Genomic DNA, 14,748 nt, shown 5'->3' with positions numbered 1-14,748 from the left:
GAAAAGGAACTATCCATGAAACTGGTTCGTTACGGCGCCGCCGGTCAGGAAAAGCCCGGACTGCTCGACCGCTCCGGCCGCATTCGCGACCTGTCCGCGCTGGTCAAGGACATCGACGGCGACGCGCTCTCGCCCGCCGCGCTTGCCAAGATCGCCGCTGTCGATCCGGCTTCACTGCCGCTTGTGGATGGCGATCCGCGCCTCGGCGCACCTGTCACCGGCATCACCAAGTTCGTCGCCATCGGTCTGAACTATGCCGACCACGCCGCCGAAGCCGGCATGCCCATCCCGTCCGAGCCGATCGTCTTCATGAAGGCCAACACCAGCCTGTGCGGCCCGAACGACAATGTCGAGAAGCCGCGCGGCTCAACCAAGCTGGACTGGGAAGTTGAACTCGCCATCATCATCGGCACCAGGGCCAAGTATGTCACCGAGGCCGATGCGCTGAAGCATGTCGCGGGCTATGCGGTCTGCAACGACGTATCGGAGCGTAACTTCCAGATCGAGCGCGGCGGACAATGGACCAAGGGCAAGTCGCACGACACCTTCGGCCCGGTCGGCCCGTGGCTGGTGACCGCCGATGAAATCGCGGACGTCCACAAGCTCGGCATGTGGCTCGATGTCAATGGCACGCGCTGCCAGACCGGCTCGACCGCGACCATGATTTTCAATGTGCCGAAGATCATCGCCTATGTCTCCGGTCTGATGACGCTGTATCCCGGCGATATCATCACCACCGGCACGCCGCCCGGCGTCGGCATGGGCATGAAGCCGCCGAAATTCCTCAACGCCGGCGACGTCGTCACCCTCGGCATCGACGGCCTCGGCGCGCAGCGTCAGGAAATCGTCGCGGCCTGAGCTGTCTCCATTTCGGGCTCCGGCGTTCGCGCCGGAGCCTGTTTTTCAATTTACTCATGACAGGAACGCTCCATGAAACTTGCCTATTCCCCGGCGTCGCCGTTCGCACGCAAGATCCGTATCGCGGCCATGGAGCTTGGCCTGTTCGACAAGATCGAATTCATCTCTCCGATCAAGGCGATCCCGGTCACCGAGAACGAAGAGTATGCGCGCAACGTTTCGCCGTTGCGGAAAATTCCCGCGCTGATCCTCGACAGCGGCCAGGTGATCGTGGATTCCTATGTGATCGCCGAGTATCTCGACGAACTCGCCGGCGGCAAGCTGATCCCCGCATCCGGGCCCGCGAAGTGGCAGGCCAAGACCGACCATTCCATCCTGCAGGGGATGCTCGATGCGCTGCTGCTGTGCCGCTACGAGCGGATGCTGCGGCCGAAGGAGCTTCTCTGGGACGGATGGGCGGACGACCAGTTCAAGCGCGCATGGGACGGCCTCGCCCGCTACGAGGCGCATCCCGATGTTCTGACCCGCCCGCTGGATATCGTGCAGATCGGTATTGTCTGCGTGCTCGGCTATCTCGATTTCCGCTTTCCCGATTGCGGCTGGCGCAAGACGTTTCCGAAGCTCGACGCCTTCCACGAAAAGATGATGCAACGCGAGTCAGTGAAGACCACGCTTCCGCCGCCGGCCTGATCGGACAATGAGCAATCGCGCAGACGACAGCGATTTCAGGGCCTGGCACGCGGTCGCCGATCTCTATCACGCCTATTTCACCGGCCTCGTCATGTCATTGGTGACACGCCGCAACGCCGCCGATGCGGCAGAATTCATGTTTCGGGTGTTTCGCCGCCAGCATCACGAGCGCTTTCTCGCCGGGATCGAGAAGTTCGGCCTGACCAATGCGCCGCATGCGGTCGCCGCCGCGCAATATCACTATCTCAGCAACCAGATCGGCGGCGTGAACGTTGAATACATGCGCGAGTCCGACCGCAAGGCCTGGATCCGCTATCCGCCGCCGCGCTGGGTCTGGCGCGGCACCGCGATCTGCGCGATTCCGGGCGAGGTGTCCGCCGGAATGCTGCGCGGCTGGCACGCCCACAACGGCGTGTCGTTCAAAAATCCGCGCATGGGATTCGTCTGCACCAAACAAACCGTCGACGGCCAGAACGGGCTTGAAGGCTTCTATTACGAATACGACCGCGATCTGCTGCCCGAGGAGCGCCTCGTCTTCGCGCGGCATCTCGAGGCGCCGCTGTTCGATCCCGCAGCCGCGCCGAAGCTCGCCAGCGACACCTGGCCGCGCGCACGGCTGGAAAAGGCCTATCGCAATTATGCGATGGAATACGTGCGCTCCTCGCTGCCGGTGATCGTCAACCAGTTCAGCCCGTCCGATGCGGGCCATCTTCTGTATCTGACCGGCAAGCTGGTCGGCATGCAGTTCTATCCCGACATCGCCGCGAGTTTTCCCGCAGCCCATGACTCCGGCCCGCAGGGCTTCGGTGCATTCCTGCTCGAATTTCTACGCGCCGAAGGCGACGATGCCGACTTCGCCCATGCGCAGGGACAGGTGACAATCTCACAAAAGCAATGGGGCCTGATCGCGGGCGTGCCCGACTATCATCCGATGTGCCTGCAGGCGCTGCGCGGCTTGATCGAAGGCCTGATGACGGCGCACGACCGGCGACTGGTGCTGGATTTCACCGCCGAGAACGACCGCGCGCCCGGCCCGCTGCGCTGGATCATCACGCAGAAACCGCTCGCGCCAACCGACGACGGGCGCTTTCCGGCGTAAGGCCTCTACCACTCCAGCGCGGCGCGATCCCATTTGCCCGCGTTGGCGGCGGCATCGTAGGTGCTCTGAAGAAAATCCAGCACCATCGCATCTGGATCAGGAGACAGCCGGACGGTTTCGTAATCCAGAATGAATTCGCCAAGCGCCCGGTCGAACGTCGCCTGCGGCGGCCGCAAGGGCGCATCGGCAAATCCCGGCGGCGCTGGATAGGCGTAAGAGTAAAACGCCGCCTTGCCGAAGCCGCCATTGCCGGGCCAGAAACCGCAACTCGACACTTCATGCGAGTAGGCTTCGCGCGCGACCCAGTCGCCGAGATTGGGCATGCCGCCGGGATGCGGCGGCGCTGTCCGCCCCGAAAAGCGCGTGACGGCCAGATCGAAACTGCCCCAGAAGAAATGCACGGGGCTGACCTTGCCGATGAAGCCGGCGCGAAACTGCTTCATGATACGGTCGGCCTGCACCAGCACGCGCCAGAATCGCTGGGCGGCATCCGCGTCGTAGGATTTATGCTGATGGTCCCGTTCAAAGGGAATCGCATCGGCCACTTCGACCGGCATGGTCCAGATCTTCACCTCGATGCCAAGATCGCGCAGCGTCTGCATGATTCTGTCATAGAAGTCCGCAACCGGCATTGGCGCGAGCGCGAATTCCCTGTGCTGCGGGTCGCTGGTCCGGATCACAAGGGCATGGTGACAGAAATCGAAATCGATCTGAAAGCTGCGCGATTGATAAGGCATCGCAGACGTCGTCAGCCCGGTCGCGGTCACATAAAGCGGAACCTGCCACCACTGGTTCAGCATCGGCTCTTGAGCGAGGCGGATCTTGCCGACAATCTGGGTCCACATGTGCAGGGTCGTGCAGGTGTCCTGCCAGCCGATATAGGGCAACGCCGGCCATGCCGCGATGGACCCTGCTCCGGATGATTCGATCGGCGCCATGACACATCTCCACCCTCATTCCGGGGGATAGCCTAGCCAAAACCAGAGGCTCCCGAAAGAAAAACGCCGCCCCGAAGGGCGGCGTGGATGAACTTTGGCTTGAGAAAATGTGACGATTACTCGTCTTCCTGAAACAGCGGGCCGAGCTTGTCGAAATACTTCGTCACCAGCGTCACATTGCCGGGAAATTTCACCGGCTCGAGCGATTTCAGCGCGCCGTTCATATCCTCAAGAATCGCCTTCTTCTCCTTCGCGGGAATCTTCGCATCCGCCTGCACCGCAGCGATCTGCTTCTTCAGCATCTCGGGCGGTTCGGTAAAGGCCTTGGTCTTCGGGTCTATCCCCGACATCACCAGCGAAACATTGTCGTACACCGCGCCGTAATCGCTGAAATCGGCAAAACCGTTTTTCTTGGCGATGCCTTCGAGCTGGGCCTGCAGCTTGGGATCAGGCTTGTCCGCCGCGCCCTGCGGCAGCTTGTCGGTGACCGCGTCCATTTCCTTCTGGGCGGCGATCAGCGATTCGATCTGCTTTTCGGTCAGTTCGATCTGCTTGAGCGGCGGCGGAGGCTCGGGCGCCGCGGCCTGCTTGGGCGCAGGCGCTTGCTTCGCCGGCGGAGCCGCTTGCGGCTTGGCCTGAGCGAAGGCCGAGCCGCTCGCCGCGATGGCACCAAGCAGAAAGGCCGCGGCCACGGTCAGGGCGGCAAAGGGAGTACGAACGGCAAGGCGCATGGATATCTCCTGAAGGCTGAGGCAGATCAAAAAGCAGTCGCGGGGAATCGGGGTGCGGTTCAAGGCAATGCAGAATGATTGTCGCAGATCGTGACAAAAACAAAGCAACAGCGCGTGTTTCCGTCCGAGACAACAGTCCCGCGGATGGCGTGCGATCGCTTCGGCGCGTGCGGATCCATGTCTCAAAACGAAAAACGCCGCCTCCCGAAGGAGGCGGCGTTTTGTGTATCGAACATCGTATGAGGAGAATTTCTGTCCTTTGCAGGCCTGGCAGCGACCTACTCTCCCAGGGCTTAAGCCATAGTACCATTGGCGCTGAAGAGTTTAACGGCCGAGTTCGGAATGGGATCGGGTTGAGGCTCTTCGCTAAAACCACCAGGCCGGCGAAGGACAGAAATACGAAGCAATCTCGTCATCACACACAGAGTGTGTGTGGACATTGAAAATGAGAGCAATCAAGCCAATCGAACGATTAGTACCGGTAAGCTACATGCATTACTGCACTTCCACACCCGGCCTATCAACGTGGTCGTCTTCCACGGTTCTCAAGGGAATTCTCGTTTTGAGGTGGGTTTCCCGCTTAGATGCCTTCAGCGGTTATCCCGTCCGTACATAGCTATGCTGCACTGCCGCTGGCGCGACAACAGCTCCACCAGAGGTACGTTCATCCCGGTCCTCTCGTACTAGGGACAAATCCTCTCAAAATTCCAACACCCACGGCAGATAGGGACCGAACTGTCTCACGACGTTCTGAACCCAGCTCACGTACCACTTTAAACGGCGAACAGCCGTACCCTTGGGACCTTCTCCAGCCCCAGGATGTGATGAGCCGACATCGAGGTGCCAAACGACGCCGTCGATATGGACTCTTGGGCGTCATCAGCCTGTTATCCCCGGCGTACCTTTTATCCGTTGAGCGATGGCCCATCCACGCGGGACCACCGGATCACTATGACCGACTTTCGTCTCTGCTCGACTTGTTGGTCTCGCAGTCAGGCAGGCTTATGCCATTATACTCGACGAACGATTTCCGACCGTTCTGAGCCTACCATCGCACGCCTCCGTTACTCTTTGGGAGGCGACCGCCCCAGTCAAACTGCCCACCATGCGCTGTCCCGGTTCCGGATAACGGAACGCGGTTAGATACCCATAACCATTAGGGTGGTATTTCACATTGCGACTCCACTCAGGCTGGCGCCCAAGCTTCAAAGTCTACCACCTATTCTACACAAACAGTCACGAATACCAGCGCAAAGCTACAGTAAAGGTGCACGGGGTCTTTCCGTCTGACCGCAGGAACCCCGCATCTTCACGGGGAATTCAATTTCACTGAGTCTATGTTGGAGACAGCGGGGAAGTCATTACGCCATTCGTGCAGGTCGGAACTTACCCGACAAGGAATTTCGCTACCTTAGGACCGTTATAGTTACGGCCGCCGTTTACCGGGGCTTCAATTCAGAGCTTGCACTCCTCCTTTTAACCTTCCGGCACCGGGCAGGCGTCAGACCCTATACGTCATCTTGCGATTTCGCAGAGCCCTGTGTTTTTGCTAAACAGTTGCCACCCCCTGGTCTGTGCCACCCCTGACTGCTTGCGCAGGCAGAGGTCCCCCTTATCCCGAAGTTACGGAGGTAAATTGCCGAGTTCCTTCAACATAGTTCTCTCAAGCGCCTTGGTATACTCTACCAGTCCACCTGTGTCGGTTTCGGGTACGGTCTGATGTGGAGGCTATTTCCTGGAACCCCGTCGAGGCCCGACCAATCCAATAAGGTCGAACAACATAAGGGATTCGTCACCATCCACTGGCTCACGAATATTCACGTGATTCCCATCGACTACGCCTTTCGGCCTCGCCTTAGGGACCGGCTAACCCTGCGAAGATTAACTTTACGCAGGAACCCTTGGACTTTCGGCGACAGTGTCTTTCACACTGTTTGTCGTTACTCATGCCAGCATTCGCACTTCTGATACCTCCAGGCGCCCTCACGGGTCACCCTTCGCAGGCTTACAGAACGCTCCGCTACCGCGTACGCTTGCGCGCACACCCTAAGCTTCGGCTCGTGGCTTGAGCCCCGTTACATTTTCGGCGCAGAAACCCTTATTTAGACCAGTGAGCTGTTACGCTTTCTTTAAAGGATGGCTGCTTCTAAGCCAACCTCCTGGTTGTTTTGGGATTTCCACATCCTTTCCCACTTAGCCACGAATTAGGGGCCTTAGCTGTAGGTCCGGGTTGTTTCCCTCTCCACGACGGACGTTAGCACCCGCCGTGTGACTCCCGGATAGTACTCTCAGGTATTCGGAGTTTGGTTGGGTTTGGTAAGACGGTAAGTCCCCCTAGCCCATCCAGTGCTCTACCCCCTGAGGTATTCATCCGAGGCGATACCTAAATATCTTTCGCGGAGAACCAGCTATTTCCCAGTTTGATTGGCCTTTCACCCCTAACCACAAGTCATCGGAGCCTTTTTCAACAGGCACCCGTTCGGTCCTCCAGTGAGTGTTACCTCACCTTCAACCTGCTCATGGCTAGATCACTAGGTTTCGGGTCTAATACAACGAACTTGGCGCCCTATTAAGACTCGCTTTCGCTACGCCTACACCTATCGGTTTAAGCTTGCTCGTTAAATTAAGTCGCTGGCCCATAATACAAAAGGTACGACGTCACCCAGAACAAGTCTTGGGCTCCGTCTGTTTGTAGGTGTCCGGTTTCAGGTCTATTTCACTCCCCTCGTCGGGGTGCTTTTCACCTTTCCCTCACGGTACTGGTTCACTATCGGTCGATGAGGAGTACTTAGGCTTGGAGGGTGGTCCCCCCATGTTCAGACAGGATTTCACGTGTCCCGCCTTACTCGAGCATCAATGTTCGCATTACTTGTACGGGGCTATCACCCTCTAAGGCTCTGCTTTCCTGACAGATTCCAATTGTCTCACATTGATGACTGGCCTGGTCCGCGTTCGCTCGCCACTACTAGCGGAGTCTCGGTTGATGTCCTTTCCTCCAGGTACTTAGATGTTTCAGTTCCCTGGGTTCGCTTGAAACCTCCTATGTATTCAGAAGTCTCATACCTTCACTTGATAACCGAAAATCCAAATCCACACCGACTTGCGTCGTTGTGAACTTAGAGTTTCGGCTATCGAAGGTGGGTTTCCCCATTCGGAAATCCGTGGATCAAAGCTCCTTCGCAGCTCCCCACGGCTTATCGCAGCGTAGCACGTCCTTCGTCGCCTCTCATCGCCAAGGCATCCACCGAACACCCTTAAGGCACTTGATTGCTCTCATTATCAATATCCACACACTCGGCAGAATGTTGGCTCCACACTTGCTGAAGATCCGAAGATCATCAGCGCGCCCCCTCGATAGAGGCTGCATGAAGCTGGATATGATTAGAAAGACCAGATTGCTTCGTAAGATCGAACCGACGGCAATGCGGTCAAGCGTTGCCGACAAGGACCGTTTTACAACCTGAACATCTCACGATGGCCAAGCGCCGAAAACAGTCTGGAGATACGCGCAAGGTCTCGCCGGCGAAAAGCAAAACAAGTTTTGCAAAACGCTTTGTGGCGATCCTGCTCGGATCGATCTCCTCTTTACGATGTCAGAAATCACGCAGGCAGATGTCTTGGTGAAGACCTTCTGCATGCGAAGTGATGTATCGCGGACATTGAAACGAGCGCTACCCGTATGGAGCGCACCGTGAACACTGCAACCAAACCGTCACCCCAACCAGACTTCTGGTGGAGGCAGACGGGATCGAACCGACGACCTCATGCTTGCAAAGCACGCGCTCTCCCAGCTGAGCTATGCCCCCGTTCCAGAAGACGAATGCTCGAAGCAACGAAGAGACGCATGACGCAATCAAAGTGGTGGGCCTGGGAAGACTTGAACTTCCGACCTCACGCTTATCAAGCGCGCGCTCTAACCAACTGAGCTACAAGCCCTAACGACCATGTCCATTGAAGGATATGAGGCTCAAGCTGGCACGACGTTGCAAGCAACGTCGACGCTTCAGCGCCGCCCCTGGCGCGTGTTCGTCCGCGAAGAAAGAGAAACGAAGACGGCGGTGTCCCGCCAATGCAGCTCAGCGATTGATCCAATCACTGGCCACTGATGTTTCTAAAACGATCCGATAGTCGCCGAAGCAGACTGAAGGACCATCCTTAGAAAGGAGGTGATCCAGCCGCAGGTTCCCCTACGGCTACCTTGTTACGACTTCACCCCAGTCGCTGACCCTACCGTGGCCGGCTGCCTCCCTTGCGGGTTAGCGCACCGTCTTCAGGTAAAACCAACTCCCATGGTGTGACGGGCGGTGTGTACAAGGCCCGGGAACGTATTCACCGTGGCATGCTGATCCACGATTACTAGCGATTCCAACTTCATGGGCTCGAGTTGCAGAGCCCAATCCGAACTGAGACGGCTTTTTGAGATTTGCTAGGGGTCGCCCCTTTGCATCCCATTGTCACCGCCATTGTAGCACGTGTGTAGCCCAGCCCGTAAGGGCCATGAGGACTTGACGTCATCCCCACCTTCCTCGCGGCTTATCACCGGCAGTCTCCTTAGAGTGCTCAACTAAATGGTAGCAACTAAGGACGGGGGTTGCGCTCGTTGCGGGACTTAACCCAACATCTCACGACACGAGCTGACGACAGCCATGCAGCACCTGTGCTCCAGGCTCCGAAGAGAAGGTCACATCTCTGCGACCGGTCCTGGACATGTCAAGGGCTGGTAAGGTTCTGCGCGTTGCGTCGAATTAAACCACATGCTCCACCGCTTGTGCGGGCCCCCGTCAATTCCTTTGAGTTTTAATCTTGCGACCGTACTCCCCAGGCGGAATGCTTAAAGCGTTAGCTGCGCCACTGAAAAGTAAACTTTCCAACGGCTGGCATTCATCGTTTACGGCGTGGACTACCAGGGTATCTAATCCTGTTTGCTCCCCACGCTTTCGTGCCTCAGCGTCAGTATCGGGCCAGTGAGCCGCCTTCGCCACTGGTGTTCTTGCGAATATCTACGAATTTCACCTCTACACTCGCAGTTCCACTCACCTCTCCCGAACTCAAGATCCTCAGTATCAAAGGCAGTTCTGGAGTTGAGCTCCAGGCTTTCACCTCTGACTTAAAGACCCGCCTACGCACCCTTTACGCCCAGTGATTCCGAGCAACGCTAGCCCCCTTCGTATTACCGCGGCTGCTGGCACGAAGTTAGCCGGGGCTTATTCTTGCGGTACCGTCATTATCTTCCCGCACAAAAGAGCTTTACAACCCTAGGGCCTTCATCACTCACGCGGCATGGCTGGATCAGGGTTGCCCCCATTGTCCAATATTCCCCACTGCTGCCTCCCGTAGGAGTTTGGGCCGTGTCTCAGTCCCAATGTGGCTGATCATCCTCTCAGACCAGCTACTGATCGTCGCCTTGGTGAGCCGTTACCTCACCAACTAGCTAATCAGACGCGGGCCGATCTTTCGGCGATAAATCTTTCCCCGTAAGGGCTTATCCGGTATTAGCACAAGTTTCCCTGTGTTGTTCCGAACCAAAAGGTACGTTCCCACGCGTTACTCACCCGTCTGCCACTGACGTATTGCTACGCCCGTTCGACTTGCATGTGTTAAGCCTGCCGCCAGCGTTCGCTCTGAGCCAGGATCAAACTCTCAAGTTGGACTTGAAACTTTAAACCGGCTGATCACAACGTTTGACGAGGTCCCACCATTGTCGGCCGAAGCCAACCTGCTGTCTGCGATTCACATCGCTGACAACGATGGTGTAACCTTTGAAACGTGTACCGCCGAAGTCTTTCGTCCGGTCCCGACCTGAAAGCCGAAGCTCTCAAACCCGAGACCCGCAAGGACTCCGCCGTCCACGTTTCTCTTTCTTCATCTTTACTTGTCAAACAGCCCGAAACCCGAGGGTTTCACTCGCCCATGGCTGGGCGAAAATCTCGTGTGTCTCTACTTAATAGAGACCCCGCTACCCATCCGACGCCGAATGACAACCGACAACTATCGGCTGTTTGTTCACTCACCGTGGAGAGGAGCTTGACAGGCGCGGAAGCTAGCCTGGGCTGTGTGCCCCGGCGCCGCCGCGCTCAGTGGTCGGGTTATAGGCCCGGCCATCAGAGCTTGTCAACGCCAATGTCAAAAAATCGTCGCAACGCACCCAAAAAAATTCGACTGCCAAGAACCCCTGATTTATCAGGCCTTCGCGCCGTACTTGAGCCACATTCCTGCGACGTCCTGCACAGGAAATATGCCTCGGCCGGTCGAATACAAGTATAGTTTCGATGTCCGGGACGAAGATTCGGCGGCTGATTGGGGGCCGCCGCCAGATTAAGGGATCGTCATCTTCGGAAGTTGTGCGGAACCGGTGCTCGACGACTCGCTGTTTCTTTGGCTTGCGACGAATACCGGTGACTGAAAGTCAGCCAGAGGCTATTGGCTCTTAACCGCCCGGGGCGATCCCGCCGGGCACGACGAGCCGGATGACGTCACACTGGCTGATCTTGAGGCGGCCGTTCTTGAAGTGGCGTTCGTGAAGCGCTGAAGACCTGACAACGAAGACAAGACCTGAAGGCAAAAAACTTTGACAGGCGTTGGGGGGACACAGGCTTTGGGGGGACTTCGGTTTTGAGCCACGGGACGTCACGCGGGGGCCATTACGGGCGTGTCGGGATCATTGATCTCGGTCACGAGCCTCCGCTGTCCGTCGATGGTTCGGAAGCCGCGGTCATTGATCGCCGCCGGGTCTCCGTTCAGTGGTTCAGCGGCACAATTCTCACCGGTCTGTGCGGCGCGGCTTTGATCGGCGGCGCCGTTTTCGCATCTCTCGACGGCGAAATGACCTTCGCCAAGGTGCCCGAGCGGGTGGAAGCCACGCTGCGCGGCGCGTTCGGCGCCAATGACAAGGGCGCGGTCGCCCGAAAGAGCGATCGCCTTCCGCCTCCGAGCGAATCGGCCGCCGCCCGTCAGGTCATTCGCGTTTCGACAGCGGTGCGTGCCGGCGGACGCGACGTGATGCGGGTTCGCCCGTTCGTGCGGATCGCAGGCAATCTGTCCCTCACGACCAGCGATCTCTCAGCCAAGGTCCCCGCCTTTAACGCCCAGCGTCTGCTGACCGATGTCAGCACCTCGGCGGCTTCGGACAGCGACGATTCGCAAAATCCCAATGCCGCCGAGCCGGATGCCGAAGTCTCGTTTGTCACGCGCGACCTCGCCTCGGTGCTGCCGCGCGCGAAAATCGCGGCCAGCGTGGCCATCGACGAGGTTTTGATGCGGGTGCGCGACGCCTCGAGCTGGCGCGGCAACAGCGCAGTCAAATACGCATCCAACACGCCGTCCGACCTGCGGATGGCCTATGCCGCGGAAGGCACGCCGGATCTTTACGCCGGCTTCGAGGCCCGCGTGGTCCCGGAAAACGTCACCCTGCTGCCGAAGACCAAGGACCAGATCACCGGCGGCAATCCCTCCAGCGAAAAGATTCACGTCGTCAAGAAGGGCGACACCGTCCAGTCGGTTCTGCGCGACCTCGGTGCGACACCCGGCGAGGCGCTGGCGATCGCCAACAATCTCGGCGCGCGCGGCCGCGACGGCGGGCTGAGGGAAGGCCAGAAGCTGCGCATCATGATGGCCGGCACCGGTCCGGGCTTGCAGCGCCAGCAGCCGGTCCGCGTCATTGTCGCCAACGAAACCACCATCGAGGCGGTGGCTGCATTGTCCGATCTCGGCAAATACGTCGCGGTCGATCCGGCGAGCTTCAACAGCGTCACGGAAACCGCCGCTAACAGCCGCGACGATGATGACGACGAGGATGACGGCACCGGTGTCCGGCTCTATCAGAGCATCTATGAGACCGCGCTGCGCAACAAGGTTCCGGCCACCGTCATCGAGGACATGATCCGGATCTACTCCTACGACGTCGACTTCCAGCGCAGGGTTCAGGCCGGCGATTCGTTCGAGGTCTTCTTTGCCGGCGACGACGAAACCACCGGCACCGTCGAGAAGAACGACGTCCTCTACGCCGCCCTCACCGTCGGCGGCGAAACCAAGAAATACTATCGCTTCCAGGCGCCCGATGACTCGATCGTCGATTACTACGACGAGACCGGCAAGAGCGCGAAGAAGTTCCTGGTCCGCAAACCCGTCAACAACGCGATCATGCGCTCGGGCTTCGGTGGACGCCGCCATCCGATCCTCGGCTACACCAAGATGCATACCGGTGTGGACTGGGCCGCGCCTTACGGCACGCCGATCTTCGCCTCCGGCAACGGCGTGATCGAAAAGGCCGGCTGGGAAGGCGGCTACGGCAAGTACATCCGCATCAAGCATCCCAACGGATATGAAACCGCCTATGGCCACATGACCGCTTTCGCCAAGGGCATGGAGCCCGGCAAGCGCGTGCGGCAGGGCCAAGTGATCGGCTTCGTCGGATCGACCGGCCTCTCCACCGGAGCGCATGTCCACTACGAAATTCTGGTCAACGGCCGTTTTGTCGATCCGATGCGCATCAAGCTGCCGCGCGGACGCTCGCTTGAAGGGCCGATGCTGGCGAGCTTTGAAGCCGAACGTGACCGGCTTGACGCGATGATCAACAATCGTCCGGGCGGCACGCGTCCGCAGCCGCAAGCCGCCAAGAGCCAGAAGACGGCTCAGGCCAGCGACCGCTAAAATTCAAGACAAACATCCCGGCGTTTAAAACAAACGACGCAGCGAGTGGTTGTGCGCGTGCGTCGCAATGTCGGTTTTCATTGCCAAGCGGCGCGCTGCGACAAATACTTTCCGGCATAAAAATCATTCTGCCGGGAGGTTTTGAATATGAAACATCGTTTCGTCGCACGCGCGACTCTTGCAGCTACGCTCACGCTCGGCGCAGCCACCGCGGCCTTCGCGCAAGCCTATGAGGTGACGAAACTTGTGCCCGGCTCGGCTTTTCACGGCGTGCATGGCCTTGGCATCGACAAGAGCGGACGTCTGTTCGCCGGCAGCGTCGCGGGCGCGGCGCTTTACGAAGTGGATCGCGCAGCAGGCACCGCGAAGATTGCGATCTCCACCGCCGACGGCGGCATGGCCGACGACATCGCGTTTGCGCCCGACGGGACCATGGCGTGGACCGGCTTTCTCACCGGCGATCTTTATGCCCGCAAGGGCGATGGCCCGATCAAAAAGCTCGCCTCGGGTCTCCCCGGCATCAATTCCCTCGCCTTCCGCAAGGACGGCCGGCTCTATGCCACGCAGGTTTTCCTCGGCGACGCGCTCTATGAAATCGACGTCGAAGGCGTGAAGCCGCCGCGCAAGATCATGGAAAAGATGGGCGGGCTGAACGGATTCGAATTCGGCCCCGACGGCCTGCTTTACGGTCCGCTCTGGTTCAAGGGACAAGTGGTGAAGGTCGATGTCGACAAGGGCGATCTCGCCGTCGTCGCCGAAGGCTTCAAGGTCCCGGCCGCCGTCAACTTCGATTCCAAGGGCAATCTCTGGGTGGTGGATACCGCGCTCGGACAATTGGTGAAGGTCGATCCGAAAACCGGTGCCAAGAAGGTCGCGGCTCAGCTCAAGCCGGCGCTCGACAATCTCGCCATCGACAGCAACGACCGCATCTTCGTCTCCAACATGGCCGATAACGGCATTCAGGAGGTCGATCCAGAGACCGGCACCGCCAAGCAGGTCATTATCGGCCAGCTTTCATTGCCCGGCGGCATCGGTGTCGTCAGCGACGGAGCCAAGGACACGGTCTACGTCGCCGACGTCTTCGCCTACCGCACCGTTGACGGCGCCACCGGCAAGGTCAGCGAACCTGCGCGCATGCACGCCGCGGACGTGACGCTGGAATATCCGATGAGCGCCACGGCGAAGGGCGATTTCGTCGTGCTGTCGAGCTGGTTCACTGGCACGGTGCAACTGATCGACCGCAAGAGCGGCAAGACCATCGAGATGCTGCACGGCTTCAAGGCCCCCCATGATGCGGTGCGCCTCGGTGACGGCAGCATTCTGGTCAACGAACTCGGCACTAAATCGCTGGTCCGCGCCAGCGGCGAACATGGCAAGGACCGCAAGACGGTGGCGGGCGATCTTGCCGGTCCTGTCGGACTTGTCGCCGCGAACGACAGCACCGTCTATCTGACCGAGGCCTTCGCCGGGCTGGTGTCGAAGGTCGATCTTGCGAGCGGCAACAAAACCGTTGTTGCCAAAGACCTGAAAGGCCCGGAAGGCATCGCGCTTGCGCCTGACGGCAAACTGATCGTCGCCGAGGTCGGCGCGAAGCGTGTGATTTCGGTCGATCCGGCAAACGGCACAGTCACCGAAATCGCCGGCAACCTGCCGATCGGCCTTGCAGGGGCGGCAGGAACGCTGCCGACGAACATTCCAACCGGAGTCGGCGTTGGCGCAGCGGGGACGATCTATGTGTCGTCCGATATCGAGAACGCGATCTATACGCTGAAGAAGAAGTAGG

7 protein-coding genes, 2 tRNA genes and 3 rRNA genes are annotated in these 14,748 nt (G+C 59.0%); 5 read left to right on the top strand and 7 right to left on the bottom strand.

From position 1 onward, the window contains the following. The first annotated feature begins 15 nt into the window (after positions 1-15). From HMPREF9696_RS18560 to HMPREF9696_RS18550, 3 genes are all read left to right on the top strand, one after another. Positions 16-858 carry a fumarylacetoacetate hydrolase family protein gene (locus tag HMPREF9696_RS18560; RefSeq protein WP_002714585.1) on the top strand — a complete coding sequence of 281 codons (843 nt, stop codon included), beginning with the start codon at positions 16-18 and terminating at the stop codon, positions 856-858. 72 nt (positions 859-930) lie between these two features. After that, complete coding sequence (locus tag HMPREF9696_RS18555) at positions 931-1,548, top strand: glutathione S-transferase family protein (RefSeq protein ID WP_002714584.1); 618 nt, start codon at positions 931-933, stop codon at positions 1,546-1,548. A gap of 7 nt (positions 1,549-1,555) precedes the next feature. After that, positions 1,556-2,647, top strand: a complete 1,092-nt coding sequence (locus tag HMPREF9696_RS18550; protein WP_002714583.1) for a hypothetical protein — start codon at positions 1,556-1,558, stop codon at positions 2,645-2,647. 5 nt (positions 2,648-2,652) lie between these two features. Here the strand turns inward: HMPREF9696_RS18550 and HMPREF9696_RS18545 are convergent, their stop codons facing one another. From HMPREF9696_RS18545 to HMPREF9696_RS18515, 7 genes are all read right to left on the bottom strand, one after another. Further along, complete coding sequence (locus tag HMPREF9696_RS18545; RefSeq protein ID WP_002714582.1) at positions 2,653-3,585, bottom strand: DUF5996 family protein; 933 nt, start codon at positions 3,583-3,585, stop codon at positions 2,653-2,655. A 116-nt stretch (positions 3,586-3,701) separates the two neighbouring features. After that, positions 3,702-4,316 carry a hypothetical protein gene (locus HMPREF9696_RS18540; RefSeq protein WP_002714581.1) on the bottom strand — a complete coding sequence of 205 codons (615 nt, stop codon included), beginning with the start codon at positions 4,314-4,316 and terminating at the stop codon, positions 3,702-3,704. A gap of 265 nt (positions 4,317-4,581) precedes the next feature. Beyond that, a 5S ribosomal RNA gene (gene rrf, locus HMPREF9696_RS18535) occupies positions 4,582-4,696 on the bottom strand. 71 nt (positions 4,697-4,767) lie between these two features. Continuing rightward, positions 4,768-7,585 (bottom strand): 23S ribosomal RNA (locus HMPREF9696_RS18530). A gap of 461 nt (positions 7,586-8,046) precedes the next feature. Beyond that, positions 8,047-8,122, bottom strand: a tRNA-Ala gene (locus HMPREF9696_RS18525). Positions 8,123-8,175: 53 nt separating this feature from the next. Next, a tRNA-Ile gene (locus HMPREF9696_RS18520) sits at positions 8,176-8,252 on the bottom strand. Positions 8,253-8,475: 223 nt separating this feature from the next. Further along, a 16S ribosomal RNA gene (locus HMPREF9696_RS18515) occupies positions 8,476-9,964 on the bottom strand. Together the 16S, 23S and 5S rRNA genes with 2 tRNA genes alongside form the textbook arrangement of a ribosomal RNA operon. A gap of 964 nt (positions 9,965-10,928) precedes the next feature. Here HMPREF9696_RS18515 and HMPREF9696_RS18510 point away from each other — a divergent pair. Then, on the top strand, positions 10,929-12,965 hold the full coding sequence (locus tag HMPREF9696_RS18510; protein ID WP_002714580.1) for a peptidoglycan DD-metalloendopeptidase family protein: 2,037 nt from the start codon (positions 10,929-10,931) through the stop codon (positions 12,963-12,965). Between the two features lie 147 nt (positions 12,966-13,112). Next, complete coding sequence (locus HMPREF9696_RS18505; protein WP_002714579.1) at positions 13,113-14,747, top strand: Vgb family protein; 1,635 nt, start codon at positions 13,113-13,115, stop codon at positions 14,745-14,747. Position 14,748: the final 1 nt, after the last annotated feature.

It is taken from the genome of Afipia clevelandensis ATCC 49720 (genome assembly GCF_000336555.1).
Taxonomy (GTDB): domain Bacteria; phylum Pseudomonadota; class Alphaproteobacteria; order Rhizobiales; family Xanthobacteraceae; genus Afipia; species Afipia clevelandensis.
The sequence above is the reverse complement of the archived record's forward strand: the minus strand, read 5'-3'. Positions and strand labels throughout refer to the sequence as shown.

Excerpts from the sequence above, each read along its gene's own strand:
- HMPREF9696_RS18550 (WP_002714583.1), top strand. The coding sequence starts at position 1,556 with ATGAGCAATCGCGCAGACGACAGCGATTTCAGGGCCTGGCACGCGGTC.
- HMPREF9696_RS18545 (WP_002714582.1), bottom strand. The coding sequence starts at position 3,585 with ATGGCGCCGATCGAATCATCCGGAGCAGGGTCCATCGCGGCATGGCCG.
- HMPREF9696_RS18560 (WP_002714585.1), top strand. The coding sequence starts at position 16 with ATGAAACTGGTTCGTTACGGCGCCGCCGGTCAGGAAAAGCCCGGACTG.
- HMPREF9696_RS18555 (WP_002714584.1), top strand. The coding sequence starts at position 931 with ATGAAACTTGCCTATTCCCCGGCGTCGCCGTTCGCACGCAAGATCCGT.
- HMPREF9696_RS18540 (WP_002714581.1), bottom strand. The coding sequence starts at position 4,316 with ATGCGCCTTGCCGTTCGTACTCCCTTTGCCGCCCTGACCGTGGCCGCG.
- HMPREF9696_RS18505 (WP_002714579.1), top strand. The coding sequence starts at position 13,113 with ATGAAACATCGTTTCGTCGCACGCGCGACTCTTGCAGCTACGCTCACG.